Annotated in this window: 16 protein-coding genes; all 16 read left to right on the forward strand. The window is 39.9% G+C overall.

Annotated elements, in window-relative coordinates; genetic code table 11:
• Nucleotides 1-10 precede the first annotated feature (10 nt).
• The 16 genes from pstB (I872_RS04080) (at nucleotide 11) to gloA (ending at nucleotide 14,622) form a co-directional block, all read left to right on the forward strand.
• Nucleotides 11-814, forward strand: coding sequence for a phosphate ABC transporter ATP-binding protein PstB (pstB, locus tag I872_RS04080; RefSeq protein WP_015604882.1), 804 nt, complete (start codon nucleotides 11-13; stop codon nucleotides 812-814).
• 27 nt (nucleotides 815-841) lie between these two features.
• Nucleotides 842-1,600, forward strand: a complete 759-nt coding sequence (gene pstB / locus I872_RS04085) for a phosphate ABC transporter ATP-binding protein PstB (protein ID WP_015604883.1) — start codon at nucleotides 842-844, stop codon at nucleotides 1,598-1,600.
• Nucleotides 1,601-1,650: 50 nt separating this feature from the next.
• The gene (gene phoU / locus I872_RS04090; RefSeq protein WP_015604884.1) at nucleotides 1,651-2,304 is read left to right on the forward strand and encodes a phosphate signaling complex protein PhoU; all 654 of its coding nucleotides are present in this window, start codon (nucleotides 1,651-1,653) and stop codon (nucleotides 2,302-2,304) included.
• A 480-nt stretch (nucleotides 2,305-2,784) separates the two neighbouring features.
• Complete coding sequence (locus I872_RS04095; RefSeq protein WP_095666450.1) at nucleotides 2,785-3,348, forward strand: hypothetical protein; 564 nt, start codon at nucleotides 2,785-2,787, stop codon at nucleotides 3,346-3,348.
• Nucleotides 3,349-3,492: 144 nt separating this feature from the next.
• Nucleotides 3,493-4,146: a hypothetical protein gene (locus I872_RS04100; protein WP_015604886.1), complete on the forward strand. Its 654-nt coding sequence runs from the start codon at nucleotides 3,493-3,495 to the stop codon at nucleotides 4,144-4,146.
• A gap of 55 nt (nucleotides 4,147-4,201) precedes the next feature.
• Nucleotides 4,202-4,828: a hypothetical protein gene (locus tag I872_RS04105; RefSeq protein WP_167320508.1), complete on the forward strand. Its 627-nt coding sequence runs from the start codon at nucleotides 4,202-4,204 to the stop codon at nucleotides 4,826-4,828.
• 186 nt (nucleotides 4,829-5,014) lie between these two features.
• Complete coding sequence (locus I872_RS04110) at nucleotides 5,015-5,605, forward strand: hypothetical protein (RefSeq protein WP_041826794.1); 591 nt, start codon at nucleotides 5,015-5,017, stop codon at nucleotides 5,603-5,605.
• A gap of 172 nt (nucleotides 5,606-5,777) precedes the next feature.
• A complete protein-coding gene (locus I872_RS04115; RefSeq protein ID WP_041826795.1) occupies nucleotides 5,778-6,371 on the forward strand; it encodes a hypothetical protein in 594 nt (197 codons plus the stop codon).
• Nucleotide 6,372: 1 nt separating this feature from the next.
• The gene (locus tag I872_RS04120; RefSeq protein ID WP_015604890.1) at nucleotides 6,373-7,779 is read left to right on the forward strand and encodes a hypothetical protein; all 1,407 of its coding nucleotides are present in this window, start codon (nucleotides 6,373-6,375) and stop codon (nucleotides 7,777-7,779) included.
• A 10-nt stretch (nucleotides 7,780-7,789) separates the two neighbouring features.
• Nucleotides 7,790-8,086 (forward strand): hypothetical protein, encoded by a 297-nt coding sequence (locus I872_RS04125; protein ID WP_015604891.1) that lies wholly within the window; start codon nucleotides 7,790-7,792, stop codon nucleotides 8,084-8,086.
• A gap of 8 nt (nucleotides 8,087-8,094) precedes the next feature.
• Nucleotides 8,095-8,415, forward strand: a complete 321-nt coding sequence (locus tag I872_RS04130) for a hypothetical protein (RefSeq protein WP_015604892.1) — start codon at nucleotides 8,095-8,097, stop codon at nucleotides 8,413-8,415.
• Between the two features lie 246 nt (nucleotides 8,416-8,661).
• Nucleotides 8,662-11,205 (forward strand): M1 family metallopeptidase, encoded by a 2,544-nt coding sequence (locus I872_RS04135; RefSeq protein ID WP_015604893.1) that lies wholly within the window; start codon nucleotides 8,662-8,664, stop codon nucleotides 11,203-11,205.
• Nucleotides 11,206-11,589: 384 nt separating this feature from the next.
• Nucleotides 11,590-12,012, forward strand: a complete 423-nt coding sequence (locus I872_RS04140) for a hypothetical protein (protein ID WP_041826796.1) — start codon at nucleotides 11,590-11,592, stop codon at nucleotides 12,010-12,012.
• A gap of 120 nt (nucleotides 12,013-12,132) precedes the next feature.
• A complete protein-coding gene (locus I872_RS04145) occupies nucleotides 12,133-12,807 on the forward strand; it encodes a response regulator transcription factor (RefSeq protein WP_015604895.1) in 675 nt (224 codons plus the stop codon).
• A complete protein-coding gene (locus I872_RS04150) occupies nucleotides 12,797-14,161 on the forward strand; it encodes a sensor histidine kinase (protein WP_015604896.1) in 1,365 nt (454 codons plus the stop codon). The genes I872_RS04145 and I872_RS04150 overlap by 11 nt, the downstream gene beginning before the upstream one ends.
• 74 nt (nucleotides 14,162-14,235) lie before the next feature.
• Entirely contained in the window at nucleotides 14,236-14,622 is a 387-nt protein-coding gene (gene gloA, locus I872_RS04155) for a lactoylglutathione lyase (RefSeq protein ID WP_015604897.1), read from the forward strand.
• Nucleotides 14,623-14,629: the final 7 nt, after the last annotated feature.

The following is a 14,629-nucleotide window of genomic DNA, read 5'->3' on the forward strand; positions in this document are numbered from 1 at the left end:
AGGAGAAGCAATGGCAGAATATAATTGGAATGAAAAACATATCATTACTTTTCCTGAAGAAAAGGTAGCCCTTTCGACCAAGGATTTGCATGTTTACTACGGTAAAAAAGAATCCATCAAGGGCATTGATATGCAGTTTGAAAAGGATAAAATTACGGCTTTGATTGGACCGTCTGGATCAGGTAAATCAACCTATCTTCGCAGCCTCAACCGCATGAACGATACCATTGATATTGCCAAGGTAACAGGGCAAATTCTTTACCAAGGAATAGACGTCAATCGGTCTGATATCAACGTTTATGAAATGCGTAAGCACATCGGTATGGTCTTTCAACGGCCCAATCCATTTGCCAAGTCTATTTATCGTAACATTACCTTTGCCCATGAACGTGCAGGTGTAAAAGATAAAAAGATCTTGGATGAGCTTGTTGAAACTTCGCTCAAGCAAGCCGCGCTTTGGGACCAAGTTAAGGATGATCTTCATAAATCAGCCTTAACCTTGTCAGGCGGTCAGCAGCAACGGCTCTGTATTGCCCGAGCTATTTCGGTTAAGCCAGATATCTTGCTTATGGACGAGCCGGCTTCTGCGCTGGATCCGATTGCGACCATGCAGCTGGAAGAGACCATGTTTGAGCTCAAAAAGGAGTATACGATTATCATCGTGACTCACAATATGCAGCAGGCTGCTCGTGCCAGTGACTATACCGGCTTCTTTTATCTGGGAGATTTGATTGAGTACGATAAGACTGCCAATATTTTCCAAAATGCCAAATTGCAGTCGACCAATGACTATGTTTCTGGTCATTTTGGTTAAAGGTGAAGAAACTAAAGGAATGAACTTATGACAGAACCTATTTTGCAAGTCAAGGACTTGTCGGTTTATTATAATAAAAAGAAAGCACTCAATAGTGTCTCCTTGAACTTTATGCCTAATGAAATCACTGCCTTGATTGGGCCATCAGGTTCAGGAAAATCTACCTTGCTCAAGGCTATCAACCGCATGGGTGATTTGAATCCAGAAGTAACAACGACAGGCACGGTCATCTATAACGGACACAATATTTACAGTCCTCGGACAGATACGGTGGAGTTGCGCAAGGAGATTGGCATGGTTTTCCAGCAGCCTAATCCCTTCCCAATGACCATTTATGAAAATGTTGTCTATGGACTGCGCATCAACGGTGTTAAGGATAAACAGGCTTTAGACGAAGCGGTAGAGCGTTCCTTGATTGGGGCTTCTATTTGGGACGAAGTGAAAGACCGTTTACATGATTCGGCTATCGGTCTTTCTGGTGGTCAACAGCAGCGGATTTGTGTAGCACGCGTTTTGGCTACCAGCCCGAAAATCATCCTCTTGGATGAGCCAACGTCCGCGCTAGATCCAATCTCTGCTGGTAAGATTGAGGAAACTCTCTATGGACTCAAAGACACCTATACCATGCTTTTGGTGACGCGCTCCATGCAGCAGGCTTCACGGCTTTCGGATAAAACGGGCTTCTTCTTGGGTGGCGATTTGATCGAGTTTAGTGCGACCAAAGAAATGTTTATGAATCCAGCCAACAAAGAAACAGAAGACTATATTAGTGGTAAATTTGGTTAGAATTCTGATTTTATCAAAAGAAATCAGAAATAACTTTTGAAAGGAAAATTATGCTTAGAGTACAATTTGAAGAAGATTTACAGAAACTCCATAATCAATTCTATGCGATGGGAAATGAAGTCTTGTCGCAGATTAACCGAACAGTGCGAGCTTTTGTAACTCATGACCGTGATTTGGCTCGCCAAGTCATTGAAGACGATGCTAAGGTGAATGAGTACGAAGTGAAACTGGAGAAAAAATCTCTAGAAATCATCGCCTTACAGCAGCCTGTTTCGCAAGATTTGCGGACCGTTATCACAGTGCTGAAAGCCAGCAGCGACTTGGAACGCATGGGAGACCACGCTGTGTCTATCGCTCAGGCGACTATTCGGATGAAAGGCGAAGTTCGCATCCTGTCTGTTGAAGAAGAGATCAAAAAAATGGGCCGTGACGTTAAGAATTTCGTAGAGGAAACCCTCAATGTCTATTTGAACGGAAATGTGGACCAAGCCTATACGATTGCAGCAATGGATGAAAAAATCAACCATTACTTTGACGTTATTCGTGAGTTGGCAACCGAAGAAATCAAGCACAATCCAGAACTGATTGTGACTGGTCGTGATTATTTCCAAGTGATTTCTTATCTGGAGCGCATCGGCGACTACGCAAAAAATATCTGCGAGTGGGTCGTTTACTTCGAAACCGGTAAGATTATTGAATTATAATAGATAGTAAAAGTGAGTGGGACAGAAATCGCTAATTCGTTAGAATTCGATTTCGTCGTCCCACCTCCGCACAGTTGAGTAGGGCTGTAAAAGCTGATGAAATCAGCCTAGTAGAGTCCACTCAACCACTGCGTCTTACTCGACAATCCAAAGACAATTGAGAGGCTGGGACAAAAGTCCCAGCCTCTTTTGTGTTTTTGGGAGGAGAAAAGGTGAGATAAGACGAATTGGGATTTCAAAGGGCTAAAAACCTAAAATAAATCAGTGTATTTTACCTAGATGATTGAGGAAGCCACCTTTGCTTAAAACGATAGAAAAAGATGATAGGGGATAATGCTAAAAATTTATGCTACAATGTGGGAAAGCGATGACTGAAAGCGTTGTTTTATAGGATACTATAATGGAGGTATGGTTATGAAGAAAAAGCTTGTTGTCAGTCTGACAATTTTATTCTTTCTAGTTTCAGGAGGGGGCTACTGTATGACAAAATGGATTGAACACAAAAACTCTCCATATAATGTTAGTGATGTTTTAGACGATAAAGGAGTAAAACTTTACAAACGAGGATTTGGTTTGTTGGAAGAACAGTTGGCAACTTATATCAAGGAGCACTATTCAGGAGTCAGTAAAATTGAGTTTTCACCAATTTTTGTTCAAGGTGGGGATGGGCAGACTATGTTCGATGCTAATATCGTTCCCGTAATTTATGACAATCATGGGAATAAGGCTTATTTAGGGCGAAAAGTTGGTAAGCATGGATATGCAAGCTATGGTCTTTTAGGAGATCTACGGTTAGATTTTAATGGTTTTGATGAGGAAGTGATTGAAATTGATGTAGATGGTAAATTTCTTGATATAACGAATTACAAAAGTTTGCCTCCAAAAGCTAAATTAACAAGCAACCCCACAATGGATGAAAATATTGAAGCGCTTGTCAATACTGGTCAACTAAAAGATGTGGTTAAAAGTGAAAAAGGTAGTCCAAAAGCAGAAATTGTCTATAATACAGAAATTAGGAAAGGAAATGAGTGGGAATGGCGTTAAAGAAATTACAACGATAGTCTTAAATCGTTCTCAGTAAATATACTATTCTAAAAATTAAGGTAGAAATATGTTGAAATTATTAATTATAATGTATCTAAGCGCTTTCTTGTTGTGCAATTTTATTGAATATAATGGAGGAAACTGATGAAGGGAAAAATCTTTGCAATCATTACAGTTCTTGTAGTTTTAATTTTTGGAGGAGTATTTTATATGGTAAATTCACAAAAAAGTTCGACAGGACTTGATGCAAAAGAAGAAAAGATTATTAAGCATGGTTTTCGCTTGTTAGAAGAACAGCTTGGGACCTATATCAAAGAAAACTACTCAGGAATTTCTAAAATAGAATTCTCTCCGATTTTCATCCAAGGTGGCAAGGAAAACCCTCCATTTGTAGCTGATGTTCTTCCAGTAATCTATGATAAGGAAGGGAATCGGGCGGTGATGGGGAAGCGAATAGGTAAAAAAGGTTATCCGACATATGGAACAACTGGAGACTTAACTCTTGACTTTGACCAAAAGGGCAATGAAAATATTTTTCTAAAAGGTTCTTCTATTCTGGATGAAAAGATCGATGTTAGTAGAGCTAATCATTTGCCAGAGGAGGCGAAGTTAACACCTCCAATTAAAGGAACAGACGATAACATTGATGCTTTGGTAAATGATGGTCAGTTAAAAAATGTTAATAAAAGTGAGAATGGAAGCCCTAACGCGAAAATAGATTATAACCTTGAAATTAAAAGAGGGAGTTATTCAGAATGGAAATGCTCCTTGATTAAACAGAGAAATTTATGCTTATAGATAATATGACAGAAAAAATTGAACCGTTTTCATGTAGATATAGAGGTGACAGTTAATGAAGAAAAAAATTGCAATTATAGCTGTATTAATTATCTTAGTTTCAGGAGGGGGCTACTGTATGACAAAATGGATTGAATATCAAAACTCGCCGTATAATGTTAGTGATGTTTTAGACGATAAAGGAGTGAAACTTTACAAACGCGGATTTCGTTTGTTGGAAGAACAACTAGCGACTTACATCAAAGAACACTATTCAGGAGTTAGTAAAATTGAGTTTTCACCAATTTTTGTTCAAGGTGGGGATGGGCAGTATATGTTTCATGCCAATGTTGTTCCTGTCATTTATGATACTCATGGTAATAAAGTCTATTTAGGTCGAACAGTTCAAAATTTCGGTTATGCTAGTTATGGAGATTATGGTGATGTCAGATTAGATTTTAATGGATTTGATGAAGAAATAATTGAGCTAAGAGTAGGAGATGATTTTATTGATATTGCAGGCAATAAAAAACTCCCTGAGGAAGTCAAATTATCATCTAAACCCAAGATGGATGAAAACATTGAAGCGCTTGTTAAAGATGGACAGCTGAAGGACGTGGTTAAAAGTGAAGAAGGCAGTCCAAGTGCAGAGGTTATTTATAATACAGAAATCAAGAACGGATATCATTGGGAATGGCGTTGACAGAACGGCATTGTTTATATTAAATAACATTTAGTAAGGCTAAAAGACGTTAAGAAATCAGATGTAGGAAGTCCGAATGCTGAAATGGACTACAACTTATATGACAATATAAATGTATTATGCTATACTATTAGAAAAGAACTTTGAAACCGCTCTCTTAAAAATCATTATAATGGAGGTAGTCTTGTGAAAAAAAAGATTATTATTGCTTTAACAATTCTATTCGTTGTAATATCAGGAGGAATCTATATGTACAACAAATTAACAAAACCTAACCTTAGCCCCAAAACAGCCAAACTCTATCAGCATGGCTTTCGACTTCTGGAAGAGCAACTAGGAACTTATATAAAAGAGCATTACTCAGGGGTTGAAAAGATTGAGTTTTCCCCAATCTACGTTACTGAGGAAGGGTCAACTTTCTCAAATGCCTATGTACGTCCGACGATTTATGATAAATATGGGAATAAAGCCACTCTTGGTACTAAAGTTAATAATGTGTATCCAAGTAGCTTTGGTATCGTCTCACATATAATTCTTAATTTTGATGGAGGTGGAAATGAAGCTATAGATTTAAAGGACTCAAACGGGAATAACATTGATGTTTCTAACGCGCAACATCTACCTGAAGAAGCTAAACTCACAAGAGCTAAAGGGATTGATTGGAATATTGAATTATTAGTTGAATACGGTCAGTTAAAGGATGTTATTAAGGATGAAAAAGGCAGTCCGAATGCAGAAATTGTTTATAATGTTAAGCTAAGTAAAGAGGAAGAATGATGTGGCGTGAACTAAGCAACAAATACAACTATTTTCTTATGAAGTTGAGGATAGAAGTTTGCCAAGAACAAGGAAAAAGATTTTATATGACAATATAAATGTATTATGCTATACTATTGGAAAAGAACTTTGAAACCGCTCTCTTAAAAATCATTATAATGGAGGTAGTCTTGTGAAAAAAAAGATTATTATTGCTTTAACAATTCTATTCGTTGTAATATTAGGAGGAATCTATATGTACAACAAACTAACAAAACCTAACTTTGGCCCTAAAACAACCAGACTCTATCAACGAGGCTTTCGACTCTTAGAAGAACAATATGGAACCTATTTCAAAGAACACTATAAAGGTATTGAGAAGATTGAATTTTCTCCGATTTATATTGAAGGGGATAATGGTGGTTCTATGCTAAATGCCTATGTACGTCCGACGATTTATGATAAATATGGGAATAAAGCAACATTAGGAACAACAATAGAGAACTACACACCTAATAGCTATGGTTTAGTTACTCATATATTTCTTGATTTTGATGGCTCAGGAAATGATGTCATAGAATTAATGGACTCAGAAGGTAATGAGATTGATGTTTCAAATGCAAAACATTTGCCAGACGAAGCAAAGCTCACGAAGGCTAGAAGTACAGATGAAAATATTTCTTTATTGGTTGAAGACAGTCAATTAAAGGATGTTGTTAAGGATGAAAAAGGAAGCCCAGAAGCTGAAATCATTTACAATGTTAAATTTAGCAAAGGAGACGGATGATATGACTTTGTCTGATCAAGAGGTTCGAAGATTACAGTTAGGTCTTAAGGGGAATGTTAAAAAAAGTGAGGGAGCAGTTATAAATGCCGGAACAGATGATAAACCTGAGTATTATCAAATTGTTTATCGACAAGATAGTACAACTCAAGCAATGGCAGTTGTACCTGTTGATAACAAAAAAGGAGCAAATCCAAACTACCAAGAAACAACGATAGTTGTTGCTGGTACTCAGATGCCCTTTGAAAATTCAAAAGAATTTGAGAATCAACCATATTTTTGGAAAAAGAATCGAGATATTGTTGATTCATCTGAAAGAGCATTCTTTGCTAGTGGGGGATTTGGGATATTTCCAGGAATGCTGACTCCCCAATCAGATGATATTGATATGCTTTATCAAATTACTGAAGAAAAGATAAAATCTCATAATGGTATTATTTCTAATATGTCTGGGCACAGTCAAGCAGGGCCTGGAGTAGCTTATACAGCCTCAAAGTACGGCCTTAAACAGAACCGTACAATCAAAGTAACAAATTTTATGGATTTTGCGGCTAAAAAAGCTGTTGATACAGGCGGTATTTCAAAAGAACAAGTAGCTTATCTCAATAAAAACGCCACTATCTATAGAGATAGTCGAGGCGATGTTGTTTTCTTAGACGGGAATAGTGGTTATGTTCCGTATGGAAAAACAATGAGATTTGAAGTTCTTGAAGGAGAAGACGGGCATTCACCAAGAACTCCAGTAATGAAGGGGAACAAGTTAGATGTAGATTATTATTATAAAAGAAATATATTTGCAACTGGCATGACAGAAAAACAAGTACGAAAGATAGCAGAGTATAAGGCAAAAACGTACAAAGTAAATGTAGCAATCGCAAATTATGGTTTAGAGATGGACAAGGTGACTCCTGAATACTATGTTCGTGAGTATTTAAAGGAATACGGACCTTTTGCTCCAGAACCTTCTAAGCAAGAATTACTCACTTTAAAGAGACGACGCATTGATGAACTGCACGCTTCTTTGAAAACGACTACAGGCAGTCAAATGATTAGCTTGAGAGAGGAACTTGTTCGGACAAGTGCGCAAACGGCTCAGTTACAAGCTGAAGTATATGAGCAGGCGATCAAAGATAAACTTGCAAATGCCAAGGAAAGTGTCTCTCAGCATATAACAGAACTACGATCAGCAGCATATACGCTGGCTCATAACCTTTCTAGTGGAGAGATAGAGGGTTTACTATCTGAGTTGAGTTTTGAGCTAGCTTGGAATACTGGAATAGAAGCAGCAACTCTTTCTTCGGCCAACTCATATCAGAAGAAAATGACAAGTATAGCAGGTAAATTAAACAAGGCAGCTGATAGAATCGTAGAAATCGACCAAAAAGGTAGCCAGATTTTTGGGGAATTATAGGAGGAAGCGTATGATTGAACCAATGATAGAAGATCGAGCGGAAGCAGAACGTATCAAAAAAGAGTATCTTAGAATACAGGAACGTCTGGCTATTCGAGGATTAATCTCAGCCAAAAGAGCCACTCTCCTTGAAGAAAGTCGTCTATTGCAAGAATGGCTCACCAATCAGGCTGAGACAATGAAATCATTCTCATCAGTTCAAGTTCCTGCCGATTTGGAAGGTGCTTTTTCCGGATTAGCGGCCGAATCTATCAAGAATGTCTTAAATGAAGTCTCAACGCCTAATTTGATGAGTCCAATTCTGTAGGAGGGATTATGGATACAAAAAAGCGGATAGCACAATTAGATGATGAACATCTAGCATTTCGTAGAAAAGCCAGTGAATTGGAATGGGATTATCATGATATGAAACGGGAGGCTAGAAATTTTTCGGAAGAAATGAGCAATTGGGTTATATCATTCTGTCGTCACAGTTCGCCTGTTGATTCATCTTATATATTAAATCAAATTGAGGAAAATCGAGAAGATTTTGAGCGGAAAATGAGGCGTTACGAAGATCGACTGAATGAAGTCTGTCAAGAAGAAAATCGCTTATACAATAAAAAATTGAACGAACTGAAGAAAGAAACAAGGTAATCATGACTTCACTTTTCCTTCGGACGAATCCATCAGACAGGCTAAGCTTGTCTTTTTTGTTTTGGGAGGAGAAAAGTGCATGACAGAGTGGCTTTAAAATGATTACTTTATGTTTGAAAGTAAAAATCAATTTTGGTCCAGTTGGAATGAGTATAAAGTCACTAAATATGGTAAAATAGTAAGAGATGAATCTTGAATGGAGGTTGGTTTATTACCAGCCCCTTCAATTAGATGAGGAGAAAAAACATGCAAGCAGTTGCACATTTTATTGATACTTTTGTTCCTGAACACTACGATCTCTTTTTGGATTTGAATCGTGCGAATAAGACTTTCTCAGGAAAAGTCACCATTACTGGTGAAGCTAAAGCTGAGAAAATTTCCTTACACCAAAAGGATTTGACGATTGAGGTCGTGGAAGTAGATGGAAAAGCTCGTCCCTTCACTCTTGATAATGACAATGAAGCTCTTTATGTTGAGTTGGAAACAGCAGGCCCTGTGGAAGTAACCTTGACCTATACAGGTAAGATTACGGACAATATGACAGGGATCTACCCTTCATACTACACAGTTGATGGGGTGAAAAAAGAAATCATTTCTACCCAGTTTGAAAGCCACTTTGCTCGTGAAGCTTTTCCAAGCGTAGATGAGCCAGAAGCTAAGGCGACTTTTGATTTGGCTTTGAAATTTGACCAAGCAGAGGGCGAACTTGCCTTGTCTAATATGCCTGAAATCGACGTTGAAAACCGGAAAGCGACAGGCATTTGGAAGTTTGAAAGAACCCCTCGCATGTCTTCCTATCTCTTGGCCTTTGCTGCGGGTGATATGCAAGGTATTACTGCTAAAACTAAAAATGGCACTTTGGTCGGTGTCTATGCGACCAAGGCGCACCCAGCCAGCAATTTGGAGTTTGCTTTGGACATTGCAGTTCGCTCAATTGAATTTTACGAAGAATATTACGGTGTCAAATATCCGATTCCTCAGTCGCTGCACGTCGCCCTGCCAGACTTTTCATCTGGTGCTATGGAAAACTGGGGCCTTGTGACTTATCGCGAAATTTACCTCTTGGTAGATGAAAATTCTACGGTATCCAGCCGTCAAGATGTGGCACTTGTTATCGCTCATGAGTTGGCTCACCAATGGTTTGGTAACTTGGTCACTATGAAGTGGTGGGATGACCTTTGGCTCAATGAAAGCTTTGCTAATATGATGGAATATGTCTGTGTCAATGCGATTGAGCCAAGCTGGAATATCTTTGAGAATTTCCAAACCACAGGTGTTCCTCTGGCTCTCAAACGAGATGCGACAGACGGAGTTCAGTCTGTCCATGTGGAAGTGAAGCACCCTGACGAAATCAATACTTTGTTTGATCCCGCTATCGTTTATGCCAAGGGAAGCCGCCTCATGCACATGCTTCGTCGTTGGTTGGGAGATGAGGCCTTTGCAAAAGGTTTGAATGCTTACTTTGCTAAACACCAGTATGGAAATACTATCGGTCGTGACCTTTGGAATGCCTTGGGAGCTGCTTCTGGTCGTGATGTAGCAGCCTTTATGGATTCTTGGCTGGAACAGCCAGGCTACCCTGTTTTGACAGCTACAGTAGAAAACGATACGCTCAAACTCTCTCAAAAACAATTCTTTATCGGAGAGCACGAAGATAAGAAACGCACTTGGGTCTTACCTTTAAATAGCAACTGGAAAGGTTTGCCAGATACGCTGGAAACAGAAACGCTGGAAATTCCAAATTATTCTGCCTTGGCTGCTCAAAACCAAGGTGCCTTGCGCTTCAATACGGAAAATACGGCCCACTATATTACGGACTATCAAGGTGTCTTGCTTGAGCAGATTTTAGATACCATTACAGACTTGGATAGCACCAGCAAGCTTCAAGTGGTGCAAGAGCGCCGTCTCTTGGCTGAAGCAGGCAGTATTTCATTTGCTGATTTGGTTCCTGTAATTGAAAAACTGACAGAAGAAACCTCCTATTTGGTTGTTTCAGGAGTTAAAGCCGTTCTGAATGGCCTCAAGCTCTTTGTGGACGAAGGAAGCGAGTGCGAGAAAGCATATAACGAATTGGTTGTTAAACTAATCAAATTCAACTTTGATCGTCTAGGCTTTGAAGCAAAAGAAGGGGAAAGTGATGAAGATGAGCTGGTTCGTCAGATCGTTGTAGGAGGTCTGATTGCAGCTGATGACCAAACAGCAAGTCAAGAAGCAAGCCGTATTTTTGCTGCTCATAAAGAGGACTTAGAGAAATTGCCTGCGGCTATTCGCTTGCACATTCTCATCAACCAAATCAAGCATGATGAGAGCAAAGAATTGGCTGACCAATACTTGAATGATTATGTTTCGACAGTCGACGGTAGCTTCAAACGCCAATTGGCATCTGCTTTGGCTTACACTAAGGACGCAGAAACTCTTGCTCGTATCTTGGAATCCCTGAAAAACAAAGATATCGTGAAACCACAAGATTTGGCAATGAGTTGGTATTTCCCTCTCTTGATTCACCAATTTACTCAAGCTACTGCTTGGACTTGGGCGCGTGAGAATTGGGATTGGATTAAGGCGGCTTTGGGTGGCGACATGAGCTTTGATAAATTCGTCATTTATCCAGCTAATGCCTTCAAGACAGCAGAAAGGCTAGCGGAATACAAGGCCTTCTTTGAGCCGCAGCTTGACGATATGGCTATCAGCCGTAATATCAGCATGGGAATTAAGGAAATCGCAGCGCGTGTTGACTTGATTGCTCGTGAAAAAGCAGCGGTTGAGAAAGCTATCAAGGCTTCAGTCTAGATAAATGAAAGAGAGTGGTACAGAAATCGGTAATTCGTTAGAATTCGATTTCGTCGTCCCACCTCCGCACAGTTTAGTAGGGCTGTAAAAGCTGATGAAATCAGCCTAGTAGAGTCCACTCAACCACTGTGTATTGCTCGACAATTCAAAGACAATTGAGAGGCTAGGACTTTTGTCCCAGCCTCTTTTTGTTGTTTAGAATCCCATAATTTCAGTCTTCTTTAAGAAAAAATTCAGTCCCGTTTAAGCAAGCCTCTCTATAATAATCCTAGCATGTGAAAGGATATGAGCTTGTGTACTCAAGATTTATATTACTTCATCATGTTAAAATCCATGAAAATATAAAATGTAGAAAGAGGAAAAACTTAAAATGGATATGGAAAAATGATTGTAGTTAAAAAGAGTACTAAATGGTGGATGACAGCAGTGGCTAGTGCATCCTTAGCCGTCGGAGCGATTGGTGGCTATGGAATTGGTGCCTTGACACAGAAAAGCCCGCAGCAGAGTTCAGTACAGGCTACTATGCCTCAGCAAAACAAGCAAGATGGCAGGATGCCAGGTCAAGGCGGACAACCTCCTCAAGGTCAGGGACAGGGAAATGAAAATGGTATGCCACCACAGATGGGGGAACAAAACGGTCAAGATGGTCAAGTCGGTCCGGGAGGTGGAGGTCAGCCACCACAAGGAAATGGTCAGCCAAGAGGACCACAAGAAGGAAATCAATCAAAAAAGAAGCCATCAAACGCTGACGGCACAACAAAAGATGATAAGAACAGCGAAAATAACTCGAAAACAACAAATTCTTAAAGCATTTTCGACAAGTCATGATATAATAGAAAAAGATAAGTGAAGATGGAATGAGAAGTGTTTGCCATGTCTCTATTTAAACCACACAGCATAAGCTTTTTCTAGAAAGGGAGGAACAGGATGATTAAGATTCTATTAGTGGAGGATGACCTCGGTCTGTCAAACTCAGTATTTGATTTTTTAGATGATTTTGCAGATGTTATGCAGGTCTTTGATGGCGAAGAAGGACTATACGAGGCAGAAAGTGGCGTTTATGACCTGATTTTGCTGGACTTGATGTTGCCTGAAAAGGACGGCTTCCAAGTGCTTAAAGAATTGCGTGAAAAAGGGGTCACCACTCCTGTCCTCATCATGACTGCCAAGGAAAGTATCGATGATAAAGGCCATGGTTTTGAACTCGGTGCTGACGATTACCTGACTAAGCCTTTTTATCTGGAAGAGCTTAAAATGCGGATTCAGGCCTTGCTCAAACGCTCTGGTAAGTTTAATGAAAATACCCTGTCCTATGGCGATGTGGCGGTCAATCTTTCGACCAATTCGACCTTGGTAGACGGAAAAGAAGTGGAACTGCTGGGCAAAGAGTTTGATCTGTTGGTCTACTTCCTTCAGAATCAAAATGTCATTTTGCCCAAGACTCAGATCTTCGATCGTTTGTGGGGCTTTGACAGCGATACGACGATTTCTGTGGTGGAAGTCTATGTATCTAAGATTCGGAAAAAATTGAAAGGAACGGCTTTTGCGAATAATCTTCAAACCCTTCGCAGTGTCGGTTACATTTTAAAGAATGCTGAATAAACTCAAAAAAGCCTTATATGCGGATGATTTTTCTTATTTCATTCGCTATTTTGGTGTATTCACCCTGATTTTCTCGGCCATGACGCTCATTATTATCCAAGTCATGCGCTCCAGCCTTTACACGACCGTTGATGATAATCTCAAAAGTCTCAGTCAAAATCCCGCCTGGGTAGCCAATCTAGCCTATCGGACGACGGGGCGGCAATACCAAGAGCCAGAGAATAAGGATTCAGAGCATGAGCCGGCTCCCGATATCAAGATTGAGGAGCCGGGTAGGGTCAATGTCAGTGCCAATACTTCAGCCATTCTTTTGAATGATGATTATCAGAATGTATCAGCCAAGAATGGATTTTTAAACTTTGATGCGATTAAATTTAATAAACGATTTCTTAATCAAATCAAGCAAATACAACTAACTAATAGCTATGGACAGGTCGAGAGTTATCGGGCTTATATGTTTGACATTGATCCAGATGATGAAATTGAAAATGTCAAATACGCGGTTGTTATGACCAGTATCAGCCAGCTGGAGCAGACTAGCGAAAAGCATGAAAAGCTAATTGCGATTGTCATGATTAGCTTCTGGGGTATTTCCTTGATTGCCAGTATCTATCTGGCGCGGATGAGTGTCAAGCCTCTCTTGGACAGCATGCAAAAGCAGAAGTCCTTTGTTGAAAATGCTAGCCACGAATTGCGGACGCCTCTAGCTGTGCTGCAAAATCGACTGGAATCTCTTTTCCGTAAGCCCGAGGCTACGATTATGGAGTCTAGTGAGAGTATCGCGTCCAGTTTAGAGGAAGTGCGAAATATGCGTCTACTCACGACCAACTTACTCAATCTAGCAAGGCGAGATGACGGCATAAAGCCAGAATACGGTGAAGTCACGCCAGACTTCTTCACGACAGCTTTTTCTAACTATGCTATTATCGCGGAGGAGAGCGATAAGGTCTTTGATTTCAAAAATCTGGTTTCTAAATCAATCACGACAGATAAGGTCTTACTCAAGCAGGTCATGACCATCCTTTTTGATAATGCCATCAAATACACGGAAGAAGATGGAGAAATCTATTTCGTGGCCTCCGCCAATGATCGGAGCTTAACCTTGCGGATCTCTGACAATGGCCCAGGGATTGCGGGCGACGACAAGAAAAAAGTCTTCGATCGTTTTTATCGGGTGGACAAGGCTCGGACTCGGCAAAAGGGTGGTTTTGGACTGGGCCTATCCTTGGCGAAACAAATAGTAGACGCCCTGAGAGGGACCATCTCGGTCAAAGACAACAAGCCACGTGGAACTATCTTTGAAATCAAACTACCCCTTAAGTCAGATATTAGAAAACGAATCAGTAAAAGTTGAAAAACTTTTCATATTATTTCAAATTTGACTGCTTTTGCGGTATAATAAAAGAAAGAAATGAGAGAGGTACAACTATGACATCAAAAATGTTGCATACTTGTTTACGAGTGGAAAATTTAGAGGCTTCGATTGACTTTTATGAAGAAGCGTTTGGCTTTAAAGAACTGCGCCGCAAGGACTTTCCAGAGCACGCTTTTACCATTGTTTATCTTGGTTTGGATGGCGATGATTATGAGCTCGAACTGACCTATAATTATGACCACGGACCTTATGTGATCGGTGATGGGTTTGCTCATATTGCTCTCAGCACTCCTGATTTGGAAGGCTTGCACGCTGAACATGCTGCTAAGGGCTACGAAGTGACGGAACCAAAAGGTCTGCCAGGCAATCCGCCAAATTATTATTTCGTTAAAGACCCTGATGGCTACAAGGTTGAAGTGATTCGAGAAAAAAGTCTTTAAAAAAAAT

It is taken from the genome of Streptococcus cristatus AS 1.3089, assembly GCF_000385925.1.
In the GTDB taxonomy this organism is placed as follows: Bacteria; Bacillota; Bacilli; order Lactobacillales; family Streptococcaceae; genus Streptococcus; species Streptococcus cristatus_B.